The sequence below is a fragment of the Dolichospermum sp. UHCC 0406 genome (genome assembly GCF_009712025.1).
GTDB classification, from domain to species: Bacteria; Cyanobacteriota; Cyanobacteriia; order Cyanobacteriales; family Nostocaceae; genus Dolichospermum; species Dolichospermum lemmermannii.
The window spans coordinates 263,031-278,952 of sequence record NZ_VILA01000001.1 but is presented as its reverse complement, the minus strand read 5'-3'; the positions used below and the strand labels follow the sequence as shown (position 1 = coordinate 278,952).

General features: G+C 39.3%; 14 protein-coding genes, 1 tRNA gene and 1 pseudogene. 8 read left to right on the top strand and 8 right to left on the bottom strand.

Annotation, left to right across the window (positions count from 1 at the left end):
- Positions 1 to 107 precede the first annotated feature (107 nt).
- The 5 genes from FJR09_RS25690 to FJR09_RS01280 all read right to left on the bottom strand — a co-directional run bounded on the left by FJR09_RS25690 (position 108) and on the right by FJR09_RS01280 (position 2,662).
- Positions 108 to 299 (bottom strand): DUF1016 N-terminal domain-containing protein, encoded by a 192-nt coding sequence (locus FJR09_RS25690; RefSeq protein ID WP_371416413.1) that lies wholly within the window; start codon positions 297 to 299, stop codon positions 108 to 110.
- A gap of 29 nt (positions 300 to 328) precedes the next feature.
- Positions 329 to 568 (bottom strand): type II toxin-antitoxin system HicA family toxin, encoded by a 240-nt coding sequence (locus tag FJR09_RS01295; RefSeq protein ID WP_168653195.1) that lies wholly within the window; start codon positions 566 to 568, stop codon positions 329 to 331.
- On the bottom strand, positions 568 to 786 hold the full coding sequence (locus FJR09_RS01290) for a type II toxin-antitoxin system HicB family antitoxin (RefSeq protein WP_039204653.1): 219 nt from the start codon (positions 784 to 786) through the stop codon (positions 568 to 570). The genes FJR09_RS01295 and FJR09_RS01290 overlap by 1 nt, the downstream gene beginning before the upstream one ends.
- Before the next feature lie 50 nt (positions 787 to 836).
- Positions 837 to 2,360 (bottom strand): N-6 DNA methylase, encoded by a 1,524-nt coding sequence (locus FJR09_RS01285; protein WP_168653196.1) that lies wholly within the window; start codon positions 2,358 to 2,360, stop codon positions 837 to 839.
- A 228-nt stretch (positions 2,361 to 2,588) separates the two neighbouring features.
- Positions 2,589 to 2,662, bottom strand: a tRNA-Pro gene (locus FJR09_RS01280).
- A 125-nt stretch (positions 2,663 to 2,787) separates the two neighbouring features.
- On the opposite strand from FJR09_RS01280, the gene lipA reads away from it, so the two are divergent.
- From lipA to FJR09_RS01260, 4 genes are all read left to right on the top strand, one after another.
- Positions 2,788 to 3,657 carry a lipoyl synthase gene (lipA, locus tag FJR09_RS01275; protein WP_015080259.1) on the top strand — a complete coding sequence of 290 codons (870 nt, stop codon included), beginning with the start codon at positions 2,788 to 2,790 and terminating at the stop codon, positions 3,655 to 3,657.
- A gap of 80 nt (positions 3,658 to 3,737) precedes the next feature.
- A complete protein-coding gene (locus FJR09_RS01270; protein WP_168653197.1) occupies positions 3,738 to 4,709 on the top strand; it encodes an NAD(P)H-dependent glycerol-3-phosphate dehydrogenase in 972 nt (323 codons plus the stop codon).
- 546 nt (positions 4,710 to 5,255) lie between these two features.
- Positions 5,256 to 6,491, top strand: coding sequence for an RNA polymerase sigma factor SigC (gene sigC, locus FJR09_RS01265; protein WP_015080257.1), 1,236 nt, complete (start codon positions 5,256 to 5,258; stop codon positions 6,489 to 6,491).
- A 159-nt stretch (positions 6,492 to 6,650) separates the two neighbouring features.
- Positions 6,651 to 7,106, top strand: a complete 456-nt coding sequence (locus FJR09_RS01260) for a Fur family transcriptional regulator (RefSeq protein WP_015080256.1) — start codon at positions 6,651 to 6,653, stop codon at positions 7,104 to 7,106.
- A 268-nt stretch (positions 7,107 to 7,374) separates the two neighbouring features.
- Here the strand turns inward: FJR09_RS01260 and FJR09_RS01255 are convergent, their stop codons facing one another.
- The gene (locus tag FJR09_RS01255) at positions 7,375 to 8,412 is read right to left on the bottom strand and encodes a peptidoglycan-binding protein (RefSeq protein ID WP_168653198.1); all 1,038 of its coding nucleotides are present in this window, start codon (positions 8,410 to 8,412) and stop codon (positions 7,375 to 7,377) included.
- 19 nt (positions 8,413 to 8,431) lie between these two features.
- Positions 8,432 to 12,205, bottom strand: a complete 3,774-nt coding sequence (gene cobN, locus FJR09_RS01250; RefSeq protein WP_168653199.1) for a cobaltochelatase subunit CobN — start codon at positions 12,203 to 12,205, stop codon at positions 8,432 to 8,434.
- Between the two features lie 171 nt (positions 12,206 to 12,376).
- Between cobN and FJR09_RS01245 the strand changes: the two genes are divergently transcribed.
- A complete protein-coding gene (locus tag FJR09_RS01245; protein ID WP_168652231.1) occupies positions 12,377 to 13,231 on the top strand; it encodes an Rpn family recombination-promoting nuclease/putative transposase in 855 nt (284 codons plus the stop codon).
- Positions 13,232 to 13,324: 93 nt separating this feature from the next.
- Here the strand turns inward: FJR09_RS01245 and FJR09_RS24905 are convergent.
- A pseudogene (locus tag FJR09_RS24905) lies at positions 13,325 to 13,909 on the bottom strand (macro domain-containing protein).
- A gap of 463 nt (positions 13,910 to 14,372) precedes the next feature.
- Here FJR09_RS24905 and FJR09_RS01225 point away from each other — a divergent pair.
- Genes FJR09_RS01225 through FJR09_RS01215 form a run of 3 tightly spaced genes read left to right on the top strand, consistent with a single transcriptional unit; the run spans position 14,373 to position 15,774 of the window.
- Positions 14,373 to 14,648 carry a hypothetical protein gene (locus FJR09_RS01225; RefSeq protein ID WP_015080252.1) on the top strand — a complete coding sequence of 92 codons (276 nt, stop codon included), beginning with the start codon at positions 14,373 to 14,375 and terminating at the stop codon, positions 14,646 to 14,648.
- A complete protein-coding gene (locus tag FJR09_RS01220) occupies positions 14,645 to 15,070 on the top strand; it encodes a PIN domain-containing protein (RefSeq protein ID WP_168632093.1) in 426 nt (141 codons plus the stop codon). Before FJR09_RS01225 ends, FJR09_RS01220 begins: the two co-directional genes overlap by 4 nt.
- Before the next feature lie 35 nt (positions 15,071 to 15,105).
- Positions 15,106 to 15,774 (top strand): N-acetylmannosamine-6-phosphate 2-epimerase, encoded by a 669-nt coding sequence (locus FJR09_RS01215; RefSeq protein WP_015080251.1) that lies wholly within the window; start codon positions 15,106 to 15,108, stop codon positions 15,772 to 15,774.
- Positions 15,775 to 15,922: the final 148 nt, after the last annotated feature.

Genomic DNA, 15,922 nt, shown 5'->3' with positions numbered 1-15,922 from the left:
CTTATTGACAATGATTTAAACCATCACGATGACTCTCAAAAAATCAATCAAAGGATAAATACCGATTCCTTCGTTTATACACAAAAATGGTGTTTTGTCAATAAAATTTAGATGCGTTTCCCCTGAGATTTACCCCAGCCCAGGGTTTGCTGCTTGTGATGAATTAACTCGCCAATTTCCCAATATAGCCGCACTAATTCCCGATTTACACTGCGTAAAGCTGCCAATTGGCGATCGCGGATTCGCTGTTTAATCTCATAGCAGAAATTAGCATAATCCTGAGAACTTATCTCACTCACAACATCCCCCAATCAGAGCAAATATATTTCTAATCTTGTTCATAAGCAGCAATAAAATCATCCCGTGAGATACCAGATTGAGTACAGATACTTCTGAGAGTAGAACCTTTAATAAGTTTATGATTTGGTAAAGTTAAAGGAGTATTTGTGCCATCAGAATTTTGTCTAATCATAGAAATATGCTCTTTTTCTCGTACTATTGAAAATCCAAAACTTTCAAGCACCTTAATCACTTTTGCTTTAGGAGCATCAACCGGAAACTTTGTCATTATACCGTTGCCTCTGCCACAAAAGCCTCTAGTATTGAAGATTCAGATTCAAGCACCGATTCTCCAAAAGTTTCAATATGAAATAAAATAGCCGAACGCACATCATTTAAAGCCTCTTCATAAGTATCACCCTCACCCACTACAACCCCCTGAATACCTAAAGGATAAGCAACATAACCATCAGGGTGTTTTTCGACAATGATTTTGATATTTTTCATAGTACCTTAGAACAAAAAAAAGACACCAAAAATAAGCCTAACACAGTCCATCAACTGTTAACTGTCAACTGTAAAATACTTGCCAAAATCTCCGCACTTTCCCCATCCAAAACTGCAATTTCATCCAAAATTTCCTGGGGTTCTCGTAAAGCTACTTCCTCAGCCTTATGCGGATTTTTCACCGACAGATCAAAACTCTCCTGATCAATATCGGTAACATCCACCAACCAAGACTTTTCCGATTCCGAAAAAGTGGATTGTAACTCCACAAACTCCCGTAAATCATCATCATTCAGGGAATTAGTTTTCCCCATATTCCGCCCCGGATCTAATTGATAATACCAAATTTTCCGAGTCGCCATTTGTTCATTTATAGACTTCCCTTGATTAAAAATCGGTGTTGTCTGAATCGCGTCTACAGGTTCTCCCTTTTCAAAGAATAAAACAACAGTTTTCACCCCCGCCCCGATAAAAGTCCCCCCAGGACAATCTAAAATAGAATGTAAATTACAACTACTCAAAAGCTCTTGACGCAAAGCCCGCGAAGCATTATCAGAATTAGAAAGAAAGGTATTTTTAATAACTACCGCCGCCCTACCGCCAACCTTCAACATTTTGATAAAATGCTGCAAAAATAAAAACGCCGTTTCCCCAGTTTTAATATTAAAATTATTCTGTACTTCCTTCCGTTCCTTCCCTCCAAATGGCGGATTTGCTAAAATCACATCAAAACGATCTTTATCTTGAACATCACTAAGATTTTCCGTCAAAGTATTAGTATGAATAATATTCGGCGCATCAATGCCATGTAAAATCAAATTCATGATCGCAATGACATAAGCCAAACTCTTCTTTTCCTTACCCGTAAAAGTATTTTTCTGGAGTATTTCCAGTTGTTTAGTAGTTAATTTCCCCTGTCTTAAATAGTCGTAACTTTCACATAAAAAACCCGCCGAACCGCAAGCACCATCATAAATTTTTTCCCCAATTTTCGGCTTAACAACCTGAATAATTGCCCGAATTAAAGGACGTGGTGTATAATATTCCCCACCATTACGCCCCGCATTGCCCATATTCTTGATTTTCGCTTCATAGAGATGGGATAACTCATGTTTTTCCTGTTGGGATCTAAATCTTAATTCATCAATATATTCCAAAGCATCCCGCAAACTATAACCACTTTGAAACCTATTTTTAATTTCGCTAAAAATCTCGCCAATCTTATATTCTATCGTATCTGGACTAGTAGCTCGTTCCTTAAAACCCTGTAAATATGGAAATAACTTGCGGTTGACATAATCAATCAAATCATCACCAGTCAGCGCATGATTTTGATCTAATTTCCCATTTTGATCTTTAGGTGCAGCCCAAACAGACCAACGATGGGTTTCATCAATGATAAACTGATAGGAATCCCCCGCTAATTTGGCTTTGTCTTCTCTGTCCTGCTCCAAATCATCCAAATACTTCAAAAACAGTAGCCATGAAGTTTGCTCAGTGTAATCTAATTCTGTAGTACAACCTGCCTCTTTCCAGAGAACATCATCAATATTTTTAAAAGTTTGTTCAAACATTTAGCTTTATTCTAGAACTTCTATTATTAATAACTTGACTAAAATTCTACACCTACAAGGTTAAATAAAAATCTTAACCTTTGCGCCTTTGCTCCTTTGTACCTCTGCGCGTTCGCGCAGCGTGCCGTAGGCATAACATAATTTATACTGCCATAAATTGTTGTATAGTTAATTTATAATCAACGAGTTGCCTTTAAAAACAGCCACCACTACAGATAAAGTCTAAAATCGGGATGACTGGATTCGAACCAGCGGCCCCTTCGTCCCGAACGAAGTGCGCTACCAAGCTGCGCCACATCCCGCCACAAAAATGGCATTATAAAAAGATATTACCACAATCAGCAGAAAATAACAAACTTTCTCTTTTCCACAAAGGTCTTTGCTTGCTACCATAAGATTTGTATAACTAAAATGGTAAAAGTAGACTGTGACTGTAAAACCAGACTGGTTGCGAGTAAAAGCGCCTCAATGGGAGCGTGTTGGTAACGTTAAAGAAATTTTGCGGGATTTAGCCCTGAATACCGTTTGCGAAGAGGCTTCCTGTCCCAATATTGGGGAATGCTTCAACGCGGGTACTGCCACATTTTTGATTATGGGTCCAGCTTGCACCAGGGCTTGTCCTTACTGTGATATTGATTTTGAAAAGAAACCCCAAGCATTAGATCCCACCGAACCGACACGACTAGCAGAAGCAGTGCGGCGAATGCAGCTTAATCACGTCGTGATTACTTCCGTTAACCGAGATGATTTACCTGATGGTGGTGCATCTCAATTTGTCCACTGTATTAATGCTATTCATGAAGTTTCGCCTCATACAACAATAGAAGTATTAATTCCCGACTTATGCGGTAATTGGCAAGCTTTAGAAATCATTCTCCAAGCTAAACCAGAAGTAATTAACCACAACACAGAAACCATCTCCCGCTTATACCGCCGTGTGCGTCCCCAAGGAAATTATGAGCGGACAATGGAATTATTACAGCGCTCGCGCCAAATTTCTCCCAGCACTTACACCAAATCTGGTATTATGGTCGGCTTGGGTGAAACAGATGCAGAAATTTGCCAAGTCATGGAAGACCTACGAAGAGTAGATTGTGATATTTTGACAATTGGGCAATATCTCCAACCCAGTCAAAAACACTTACAAGTATCTGATTTTGTAACACCTGAGCAATTTGCCGCCTGGCAAACTTTTGGGGAAGAACTAGGATTTTTACAAGTTGTTTCTTCACCCTTGACAAGAAGCTCCTATCATGCAGAACAAGTCAGAGAATTAATGAAACGTTATCCCAGATAGTCAGTTGTTCGTTGTCAGTGGTCAGTGGTCAGTTGTTCTACCCCAATCACCAATCACCAATCACCAATCACCAATCACCAATGACCAATCACCAATTACCAAATTCAAAATCTGTCGTTATTCTTGGTGCGGGGGCTTGGGGTGCAGCCTTGGCTAAATTAGCAGCTATTAATGATTATCAGGTGCATTTATGGTCACGTTCTGACTCGCAACCTCTAGAAAAAGTATTAGAAAATAAAAATGCTCAAATAGTCTTGTCGGCTATTTCTATGAAAGGGGTCAGAGATGTGGCCTCTATGGTGCAATCTTGCCCCCTGTCTCCACAGACAATCTTTGTGACTGCAACTAAGGGACTAGAACCACAAACTACATACACACCTTCGCAAATTTGGCAAGCAGCTTTTCCTAATTCTCCTGTTGTGGTCTTATCGGGTCCGAATTTATCCCAGGAAATTGCCCAGGAATTACCAGCAGCAACGGTAGTAGCGAGTAAAAATACCAATGCTGCCCAAACAGTCCAATTGGTATTTTCCTCCAGTCGCTTTCGTGTCTATACTAACCCTGACCCTGTGGGCGTAGAATTAGGAGGAACACTGAAAAATGTGATAGCGATCGCCGCTGGTGTATGTGATGGGTTACACTTAGGCACAAATGCCAAAGCTGCCCTAGTCACCCGTGGGTTAACCGAAATGGTACGAATCGGTAATACTTTAGGTGCGAAAACGGAAACATTTTATGGTTTATCTGGTCTAGGGGACTTATTAGCAACCTGCAACAGCCCTTTAAGCCGTAATTATCAAGTTGGTTATCAATTAGCCAATGGACAAACGCTGCCTGGAGTTCTGGCAAATCTTCCAGGTACAGCCGAAGGTGTGAACACTTGTCGGGTATTAATGGAAATTGCCCAACAACGAGGTATTGCTATTCCCATTACTGAACAAGTTTATCAACTACTTGAAGGAGCAGTTACACCCAGACAAGCGTTAGATAAACTGATGATCCGAGATATCAAACCTGAATTTGATAATTTTCCCACAGAACAAATCTGGTAAATAAGGGAGAAATGCTGACAGGATAAGGTGTCCAATTAAAATTAAATGACTACCGCAAAATCCCTAGAAAAAATTTGTCAAATTGTCAGGAAATTACTTTTTGAGTGATGTAAATATGACTATGTAGTTTATAAACATCATCATAATTAGAAGTGAGTTTATAATCAGTTAAAAAAATAACCGTTAATATTCCTAAGCATGGTATTATTGACCAGTTAAATCATAATTGAAAATCTGGCTAAAGATTTCCATAGCTATTTGTTTAATCACACGGATACTAGCAACAAACGACTCATTGAAAATGTATTATTTCAAACTAGTAAACTGTGACGAAAATAACTATCCAGTTAAAACAGTCCAAAAGTTGATAAATTAAGTTTTCTCCTCTCCTCCGCGCTTGGACTAGTACAAAGTTTTGCAAAGAATTGTACATCGAAACCCAAACCGTGTTATTTGATGACGAGTTACGGAATAGCAACAGTTGATTAGATAACCGTAATTTTAGCTAACCATAATCTATTGTTACCTGGAGTAATTTGAGACATCATGCCAGCAACATCCTTTTATAAAAATGCCGCCCACGACGGGCAAAATCCTAGTCCACCTTTGGAGATTGAAATCAATAATGATGATGATTTGCCAGATTTAGACATGGCTGCGATTGAATCTGATTTAGCTTTAGCCGCGCAAAGTACCAGACGCAGTACCGACTTAGTGCGTCTCTATCTGCAAGAAATTGGCCGAGTCCGGTTATTGGGACGAGATGAAGAAGTTGCTGAAGCCCAAAAAGTACAGCGATACTTACGAATGCGATTAATGCTTAGTGCTGCTGCTGCTGAAGGAGATGCTGTAATTATCCCCTATTCGCGGTTAATGGAGGTACAGGAGCGGTTGAAAGCGGAATTAGGACACCGCCCTTCTTTAGAACGGTGGGCGACTACTGCGGGCATAAGTTTACCTGATCTTAAACCTACCCTAGCCAATGGCAAAAGACGCTGGGCCGAAATTGCTAATTTAACAGTAGAAGAACTAGAACAAGTTCAAACTCAAGGACTGCAAGCCAAATCCCACATGATTAAGGCGAATTTGCGTTTAGTGGTATCTGTCGCTAAAAAGTATCAAAATCGGGGTTTGGAATTGTTGGATTTGGTTCAAGAAGGGACTTTAGGTTTAGAACGAGCCGTGGAGAAATTTGACCCCACCAAGGGCTATCGTTTTAGTACCTATGCTTACTGGTGGATTCGTCAAGGTATTACCAGGGCGATCGCTACTTCTAGCCGGACTATTCGCCTGCCTGTTCATATTACCGAAAAGCTCAACAAAATTAAAAAGGCGCAACGGAAAATTGCCCAAGAAAAAGGTCGTACCCCGACTTTAGAAGACCTGGGAATTGAGTTAGATATGACACCTGCCCAAGTCCGGGAAGTATTATTGAGAGTTCCTCGTTCTGTGTCTTTAGAAACCAAGGTAGGGAAGGATAAAGATACTGAATTAGGAGAATTGTTAGAGACTGATACGATTACTCCAGAGGAGATGTTAATGCGGGAATCTTTACATAAAGATTTGCATAGTCTTCTAGATGATTTAACTGGTCGGGAACGTGATGTGATTTTAATGCGCTTTGGCTTATCCGATGGTCATGCTTACTCTTTAGCAGAAATTGGCCGCGCCCTTGATTTATCACGGGAAAGAGTCAGACAAATTGAATCCAAGGCTTTGCAAAAACTCCGCCAACCCAAACGCCGTAACCTAGTCCGCGACTATCTAGAGTCATTAAGTTAGGAGGCAGAAGGCAGGGGGCAGGAGGCAGGAGGCAATAGAAAGATATTTTCTACTGACAACTGACAATCAGCAAATATTCTCAATAGGCAATGATTGTTGCAAATCAACCCCAACATTTGTTATATTCTCAATTAATGAGCTTTGTTGAGAAAATTTAGTATGACTGTCTACACAACTGGTTCACTCAAGGCGGAATTAAACGACCGTGGCTGGCGTTTAACTCCACAACGCGAAACAATTCTGCATATTTTTCAAGAACTCCCCCAAGGTGAGCATTTAAGCGCAGAGGATCTATATCATCGCTTAGAAGCTGACAGTGAAGGAATTAGTTTATCAACTATTTATCGCACTTTAAAGTTGATGGCGAGAATGGGGATTTTGCGGGAGTTGGAATTAGGTGAAGGGCATAAACATTATGAAATTAATCAGCCTTATCCCCATCACCATCATCACTTAATTTGTGTCCGCTGTAATGCGACTATTGAGTTTAAAAATGACTCAATTTTAAAGATTGGCGGAAAAACAGCCCAAAAAGAAGGTTTCCATTTATTAGATTGTCAAATGACAATTCATGCTGTATGTCCTAAGTGCCAAAGGGCATTAATGCCTATTTAGATAACTAGGAACTTGGTATTATAGGGTTCCTTTTAGGAACTACGGTCAGAAACGGTAAGTTCTACCGAGATTGCCTGTGGAGCGGAAAAACCTCTTAGAAGCCATTCTAAGACCGTGATGAAGCAGGAAGTAAACACTAAGGTTATCGCTGTCCAGATGTGTCTAGACTTTGGTAATTTTGGGTAAGTTTTATAGAACGGATAGACATCTGCAATTTTGGAAGATGAATCAAGTAGTGCGGGAATCTAACTGCATTGAAAAAGCGGGATTAAAAACTTCCGCTTTTAACATCTTTAAGGCTGATACCATAAAATTCTTGAGCGCGACTAATTGCTTTTTTGGTATCAGATGCCATCATGCCGTTGATTTGACCTTTATAGAAACCTTTTTCATGTAGTCGTCTTTGAATTTCTAAAGTGGTAAAATCACTTTTGGCAGAATTTTTAACTAAACTATATAACTTAGAACGGGTGGTTTGTCCAGCCATACCACTAGCTTCTAGTTTGTGCTGTTTTTGAAAGCGATTTACAGCATCAACTGTGTTAGAACCATAGTAACCATTGGGCTGATTTTTTAAGAATCCGGCTATGATTAATTGTTCTTGGAGAATTCTGACGGCTTCACCGCGATCGCCTAAACTAAGTGTATCTTGATTATCTGATTTTTGGGAAGTAGTTATGTCATTTTCATCAGTCACCGCTGGTAATTTCGCTAATGTGGATTTACCAACAATGCCATCAACTGTGAGGTTATAAGCTTTTTGGAATCGTTTGACAGATTCTTGAGTAATTGGACCAAAAATCCCTGTGGAATTGCCATAATAGAAACCAGCGATTTTCAAGCGTTCTTGTAAAACTTTGACATCGGCACCTTCATCACCTTTAACAAAGAAATTGGGGTTTTTGCGTTTGTTGCTTACAGAAATGATATTATGTGGCGTAGTGAGGGTTGTAGGGGCTGTACTGATAAATTGTTTGTTGCTTTTTTCAACCTGAGATGTCGAATTTTGTGCTAGATTTTTCACAACATCACCGTTATTTTCGGTTTCAACCTGAGATGTCGAATTTTGTTCTAGATTGCCGACAGAATTGCTGTTATTTTCGGTTTCGAGTGCGAAAACACTACTAACACTATTAAGAATAGATAAAGTAAGAACCAGAGGAATCATGTATTTCCACGCATTGCTGGAAAAGAGTTGCCAATTTGGTGCTGCTGCTTTTTTGAATAAAGAACTGAGAGATATTAACTCAGTGGTTTCTATGTCTTCATTGGCAAAGGCTAAATGTAAATACGCAAGGTTTTCCATGTTCGTTTCCTAAATTAAATTATTTTTCTTCGATAGTTGCTTCTGCCTGATGGACTAAATTGCGGAGATTTTCTAAAGTTTGTATACTTACATCTTGCCATAACCCGCGCTGATTTGCTTCTAGTAGTCTTTCTGCAATATCGCGTAATGCCCAAGGATTTTTATCTTGGATAAATTCACAAACGGCAGCATCTTCTAAATATGCTTCAACAACACCTTGATACATATAATCTTCAACACATTGGGCGGTAGCATCGTAAGCGAAGAGAAAATCTACGGTTGCAGCCATTTCAAATGCACCTTTATAACCATGACGCATAACTCCAGCTATCCATTTAGGATTAACCACGCGAGAACGATAAACCCTGGCAATTTCTGAACTAAGTTGACGGACTTTGGGCTGGGATGTGTTGGAATTATCACCAAAATAAGTTTCAGGATTTTTACCTTGAAGAGAACGCACCGCTGCGGTTAAACCACCCTGAAATTGATAATAATCGTCGGAATCGAGTAAATCATGTTCTCGATTGTCTTGATTATGCAGGACAATTTGCATTTGCTTCAAGCGTTGTTCAAAAGCTTCCACATTATTGCTCCCTGTTTCCTGACTAGAGGAGTAGGCGTAAGCACTCCAATTTGTGTAAGCTTGGGCTAAGTCCTGATCATTTTCCCAGTTTTGGGAGGCCATTAGTCCTTGGAGTCCTGCACCATAAGCCCCTGGTTTTGAACCAAAAACGCGATATTGCGATCGCTCGGCTGCTACTTCTAAAGATAAACCTTCTTGAGTCCATTGTTCAGTTTCTTTGCGAACTGTATCTGCTAGAGGATTTTGATCTGCTGGTTCATCTAAAGCCGAAACCGCTTTCACAGCTTGATCAAATAAGGTGATTAAATTAGGAAAAGCATCCCGGAAAAAGCCAGAAATTCTCAGGGTGACATCCACACGGGGACGACCGACAATGGATAAAGGTAAAATTTCAAAATCTACTACTCGTCGCGCTGCACCATCCCAAACGGGTTGAACACCAAGTAAAGCTAAAGCTTCGGCTATATCATCACCACCAGTCCGCATGGTAGCTGTCCCCCACAGGGATAAACCCAGGGTTTTGGGATATTCTCCATGTTCTTGGGTGTAGGTTTCAATCAGGGTTTCAGCGGCTTTTCTGCCAATATCCCAGGCAGTTTCTGTGGGTATGGCGCGAATATCAACGGCGTAAAAGTTTTTACCTGTGGGCAGGACTTCCGGGCGGCCGCGGGTGGGTGCGCCAGAAGCACCGCTCTTGACGTATTTGCCATCAAGTCCCCGTAATAGGTTGGTGGTTTCTTCGCTGGTTTTTCGCAGGGCTGGGAGGAGTTTTTCACTGATCCAATTTTGGGTTTCTGTTCCCTCGATTATTTGTTCTACTAAGTGGGCTGCTTCTATTTCTAGGAGTTCGATGACATCGCCGATGATATGACAGGATTTAAGTTTCGCGCAAAGGCGCAAAGGAGCAAAGTGGGTTATCGGTGGGGTGAAGGGGGTTGAGAGGTTGTCTGTGAGGGGGTCTATGTCTATTTGCCATTGTTTGGCGATCGCTCTGGTAATGCCGATATAATGGCGGTTGGGGATGCGGGCGATCGCTACTATTAAGTCTCGCAGTTGTGTTCCTTGGGGACATTGGCCGAATATGTGTAAGCCGTCACGGATTTGGGCTTCTTTGAGTTCGCACAAGTAACCGTCTAGGGAGTTTAAGATTAAGGTTTCAAAGTTGGTGATGTCTTTGGGGTTGGTAATTCCTAAGTCTTTATATAGGTTTTCTTTGATGACTAATTCTTGAATACGATCTCGTATTGTTGGTAAACGGGAAGGATCTAAACTTTCGGCTTCGTAATATTCATCAATTAGGTTTTCTACCTGTTGCAATGGTCCATATAATTGGGCGCGGGTCATTGGTGGGGTTAAATGATCAATTATTACGGCTTGGGCGCGTCTTTTTGCCTGTGAACCTTCTCCTGGATCATTAACAATAAATGGATATAAATGGGGCATTGGTCCCAAGGCAATTTCTGGATAACAAGTATTAGATAAAGCGACACTTTTTCCCGGTAGCCATTCTAAGTTGCCATGTTTGCCGACATGAACTATGGCATCAGCATGAAAAGATTCTCGTACCCAATAATAAAAGGCTAAATAATTATGAGTTGGTTCTAAATCTGGCGCATGATAATTTAAACTAGGGTCGAGATCATAACCTCTTGATGGTTGAATACCGACGAAAACATTACCAAATTGAATTCCAGAAATGGGAAATGGTGATTGGTGATTGGTGATTGGTGATTGGGAAAAATTTTCTCCCCAACGTTCGATAATTTGTTTTTGAATGTTTATAGGTAGGGTAGAAAAATAGTTTTTATATTCTGTTGTTGATAAACTTTGGTTGATTGGTTTCCAATCTTTTCCTTCTGGATCATTGGTAACGCTGGATGTGAGAATTTGAATTAATTCGTCTCCGGTTTCGGGAATACTTCGACTTCGCTCAGTACAAGTATTTCCCAGTTCATAACCAGCTAATTTTAAAGCTTTGAGAATTTCTACACAACTGGCAGGAGTGTCCAATCCTACGCCGTTGGCGAGGCGGCCGTTGGTGTTGGGGTAATTTGCTAAAATTAGGGCTATGCGGCGTTCTTGGGGCTGTTTTACCCGCAATCGTACCCAGTTTGCAGCCAGTTGGGCGACAAATTCAATGCGATCGCTCACAGGTTCATAAACTACGACATCGGTTTCTAGTTTATGATTCCGAGTTTGCAAAGTTTTGAAAGACACAGCCCGGCTAATAATTCTCCCGTCTACTTCTGGTAATGCCACATTTATCGCCATATCACGGGGTGTTAAACCTTGTGATTGTGATTCCCATTGTTCAACGGAACTAGCGGAAAGAATTACTTGTAAAACAGGTACATTTAATTTTTCCCAAATTTCAGTTTGTGGTGTTTCTGTTTCTAAACTTGCTAGGGAAAAACTAGTAGTATTCATCAATAAACTAACATGATTATTATTTTCTTCTGCAAACAATTCACATAACTTATCGCTGACACCAGGTTCACGTAATGAAGAAACAAAAACAGGTACAGGTTGTAAATTTTTCTCTATTAAAGCATTACATAAAGCATCAATAACTTTGGTATTTCCTGCTAAATAATGAGCGCGATAAAACAAAATCCCAACTTTAGGCTGATTCTTTCTTTCTTCTTCTTTCTTCTCCTGACTCCTCTCATACAATCCCACGCGGGGAACAGATTGGGGTGCTGGTGGATTAAATGCTGTTGATAGGACTGTATCAGTGATAAATTGCAACGCGTTGAAGAAATTTTCTATGCCACCTTCTTGAAAGTATTGCCAAATTTTCTGAACAATTTCTTGAGAAACTGTAGATTTGGAAATAAGATCAGGATCAAATCCGTCATCCCCTGGCATCACAATCAAAGTTGTGCCATTACGTTGGACAATTTCCTGGACTACTTCTAAACCATAAGCCCAGTAGGAACTTCCTCCTATGAGACGAAGCACAATTATTTGGGCAGATTCTAAAACTTGCTCACCATAAGCATCTATACTTATTTGTTGCTGTAGTTGTAATAAGTTGGCTACTCGGAGTTCAGGGAATTCTCTAGGTAATTTGGGAACTACAGCCGCTAGGGTTTGAATATCAGTATCGGCTGCTGTAATCAACACGAAAGGGGCGGGAGTTTGTTCGAGGAAAAATAAACCTTCAGACTGATTTAATCCGCCTGGTGTGGCGCTGATTCTGTGCATAGTTGGTAATTAATAATGGAAATTTTGAGTTTAAAACTTGGGCTTTTTTACGTTATTTTTAAATAAGGCAATAAATAAATTCATCAGTAAATATTAGTTTAACATTGATAACAGCTTGCAAATTTATCTGATAAATTTAAAACCATACTCAGTAATTTATAGTAATCCCTGATGGTCAAAAAAGCCGATATCAGCACTAAAAAATTAATCAGCCTCAGTCCCGAAAATTGGGTAAAATGGGTGACACAAATCCCCGACATTACCACCGGAGAAATTCTTAATTCCGAATTTCAATGGATAAGCAGAGAAAGTGATGTATTAGTCAAAGCCACCAGTCCCCAGTACGGCGAATTCCTTGTTCTCAATGAGTTACAATTACGGTATAAGCCAGAAATGCCCAAAAGAATGCGGGCTTATGCGGCATTAGCAGAGGAAAAATATGATCTTCCCACATACCCTGTATTAATTAACATTCTCAAAGAAAGTGAAACAGAAATTCCCAAACGCTATGAATCAGAGTTTGCTGGCTTACAAGCGCGACAAGACTATCATGTGATAAATCTTTGGGAAGTTGATGTAAAAATAGCTTTGAGTCAACCTATTCCCTCGCTGCTTCCCTTTGTACCAATTCTCAAAGGTGGTGGAGAAGAATCAACAGTTAGACAAGCATTGCAAATGCTTCGTGCTGATGAAAAATTAAGCCAGTTGGAAACAGTTATGGCTTTTTTTGCTACCTTCGTATTAGATAGCGCCTTAGTTCAACAAATTATGAGGTGGGATATGGCAATATTACAAGAGTCTCCTTGGTATCAACAGATTTTCAGAGAAGGTGAAAAACGGGGTGAAAGACAAGCTATACTGTCATCTATTGAACTAAGTTTAGAGATAAAATTTAGTCAAGAAGGTTTACAATTTATGCCCAAAATATCACAGGTTGCTGATTTAGAACGGTTAAAAAACATCCAAAGGAGCATTTTAACTGTCAATAGTCTTGATGAATTGCGGGAATTTATGCAAAGAAATTAAACTTCTGCTTTCACATTAGTATTCCCCCTTTGGTTGGGGGAATAATTTATATAGATATTAATTTAATGAACAAGCATCTCGGACATATAAAGCTCAAAAGCAAATTGACTTAATAAAGTCCTCAAGTTCATAAAAATCTATAGAATCTAAATCTTTTGGATAAATCATTAACGTCAGTTTTCTGGTAATAAATTCTCTTTTTGATGCCACTACGAATGAAGTTATTATCAGCTTAGATAGCTGCATTCGAGAAAAACCACTACGAGCCAGATCAGAACCTATAATTGGTATTACTACATCTGTCCCGTGGGATTTCAGACGAACTTCTTGCCAGAGGTTATCTAGCGAAGTTGAAATATAATCAGAATTTGACTTGACTGTTAAATTATTTCTCATCTATCCGTAGGCAGTTAGGAAATAGCGTTTTTCATAAGAACCAAGCGTGATTGTAGTGCCAATGGGATAACGCCAAGCTTTCCCACGTTTTTTATCAGGGTCTAAGTTGCGATTACCAATGTATTCTTGAAGAGCAGTTTCAATATCTACATCTAGCTCATCCTGTTTACCTTTGTAAATTTGTTTGAGAAATTGACCTTGAACGCTAGAGGATTTAATAATTTCTCCCAGTTCAGTATCAAAAACATCATTAGCTCCAATAACTATTAAAATTATTTTCATACCCGTAGTATTGGCAGCATTCCATTTATAACTTTGCTCTCTGATGATTTTTTCTTCTTTTTCAACATCTCTGGGACTAGCAATGAGAACTCGATAAACTTTAGCTTCTACTGGCATATACAAGAGAGGATGAGATTATTATATAAATAATACACAAAATAGGTATTTACAATGAAATAAAATTTAAATAGTAGGTTTAGAGCTTATGTTCATGTACGACAATACAATTGACATACCACTATGCCAGCATATTTGTACTTTGGTGAAGACTAATTCTTTCTGAGTCGCGCCATTAAAAGAATGCGATCGCACAGTCTAGATCAACAATGGGTAAACTTTAACTATACAGAATACCCCCATAACCTAAAGAAGCCATTGAACAAGAAAGTCAGGTCACAGATGCTATAATTGGATTATTCTGTGAAGAATTAGGAATTAAACCGCCGTTTTAATGGAGGATTTTATGCAAGTTAAAATTGAGTTACCTGATGAATTGGGAAAACAACTTTTGGAAATGCCTGATATGCAGCTATTAATACAGAAAGCTGTGGAAAAAATATTATTAGAAGAGCAAAGCAGACGAGCCACCCATGATTTATTAGTTGAACAGAGAGAATTGTTACACCAAACTAGCAATGATGAAATTTTGCCAATTACGCGATCGCTAGTTGGTATATTGAAAGGTTATCATGTTGATGTAGCAGACTATAAAAAACATTTAGAGGAGAAGTATCTTTGAAAATTGTATTTGATACCAATATTGTTCTTGATATTTTGCTAGAGCGTGAGCCTTTCGTTAGCTTCTCTATTAATTTATTTAATGCTGTTGAGCAGCAAATTATTCAAGGTTATCTTTGTGCGACAACGATAACTACGATTGATTATTTGTTAACTAAATCAATAGGAAAGCAGTCAGCCAAGGTTTCTATTAATCAATTGCTTAATTTATTTGCGATATCGGAGGTTAATGATGTGATATTGAAAGCGGCGATAAATTCAGATTTTCCTGATTTTGAGGATGCTGTTTTATATCATTCAGGCATTTATGCGGGTGTTGATGGTTTTGTAACTCGAAATAGCAAGGATTTTAAAACTGCTAGTTTGCCTATTTATAGTCCAACTGAATTACTCAGCATTATTCAAGAAATAAAGCATTACTGACAGTATTTTATTACAACTTTTAGACAATATCAAACATGACTAATTTACCAAAAGGATTAATCGTTTCCTGTCAAGCGCCTGTAAACTCCCCATTACATGATCCTTATGTAATTTCCGCAATGGCACAAGCAGCAGTGAATAATGGGGCTGTAGCAGTGAGAATTGACACACCTATTCATATCGAAGCGGTGCGGAAAAAAGTCCAAGTTCCCATTATCGGACTTTGGAAACAAATAATCACAGGTTCTGATGTTTATATTACACCACAGTTTCATCATGCTGTGGCCGTAGCTGAAGCAGGTGCTGATATTATTGCCATAGATGCTACTACTAGAAATCGTCCTGGTGATGAAAAGTTAGCAGATATTATTAATTTGATTCATCAGCAATTAAATCAGCCAGTTATGGCAGATGTAGATACCTATGAAGCTGCACAATTAGCTGTGAATGCAGGTGCAGATCTTGTGGGAACTACTCTATTTGGCTATACTGCCCAAACTAAAAATTTCTCTCCTCCTGGTTGGGAATTACTCACCCAAATCATCGAAAATCTTGATACTTTTGTGATTTGTGAAGGAGGTGTTTCTTCACCAGAAATGGCGAGAAAAGCCTTAGATTTGGGGGCTAATGCTGTGGTTGTGGGTGGGGCAATTACCGGAATTGATTTGTTAGTTAAAGCTTATATTTCTACATTAGAAAATTAAACTTACAGCACTTCCCGGTGTTATGAGGTACATATCTAGCGGGCAAGATGCCCGCACTACAAGAGTTTCATGATTCAACTTTGTACCTCATAAGAGCGGAAACTGCTGTATCTGTAAGAGTTTAGCAATGTTCATTGGTGTCAATTTA

Bases quoted from the DNA above. Each gene is read 5' to 3' on its own strand.
- FJR09_RS01295 (WP_168653195.1), bottom strand. From the start codon at position 568: ATGACAAAGTTTCCGGTTGATGCTCCTAAAGCAAAAGTGATTAAGGTG.
- FJR09_RS01290 (WP_039204653.1), bottom strand. From the start codon at position 786: ATGAAAAATATCAAAATCATTGTCGAAAAACACCCTGATGGTTATGTT.
- FJR09_RS01285 (WP_168653196.1), bottom strand. From the start codon at position 2,360: ATGTTTGAACAAACTTTTAAAAATATTGATGATGTTCTCTGGAAAGAG.
- FJR09_RS01270 (WP_168653197.1), top strand. From the start codon at position 3,738: ATGACCAATCACCAATTACCAAATTCAAAATCTGTCGTTATTCTTGGT.
- sigC (WP_015080257.1), top strand. From the start codon at position 5,256: ATGCCAGCAACATCCTTTTATAAAAATGCCGCCCACGACGGGCAAAAT.
- FJR09_RS01260 (WP_015080256.1), top strand. From the start codon at position 6,651: ATGACTGTCTACACAACTGGTTCACTCAAGGCGGAATTAAACGACCGT.
- FJR09_RS01255 (WP_168653198.1), bottom strand. From the start codon at position 8,412: ATGGAAAACCTTGCGTATTTACATTTAGCCTTTGCCAATGAAGACATA.
- cobN (WP_168653199.1), bottom strand. From the start codon at position 12,205: ATGCACAGAATCAGCGCCACACCAGGCGGATTAAATCAGTCTGAAGGT.
- FJR09_RS01245 (WP_168652231.1), top strand. From the start codon at position 12,377: ATGGTCAAAAAAGCCGATATCAGCACTAAAAAATTAATCAGCCTCAGT.
- FJR09_RS01225 (WP_015080252.1), top strand. From the start codon at position 14,373: ATGCAAGTTAAAATTGAGTTACCTGATGAATTGGGAAAACAACTTTTG.
- FJR09_RS01215 (WP_015080251.1), top strand. From the start codon at position 15,106: ATGACTAATTTACCAAAAGGATTAATCGTTTCCTGTCAAGCGCCTGTA.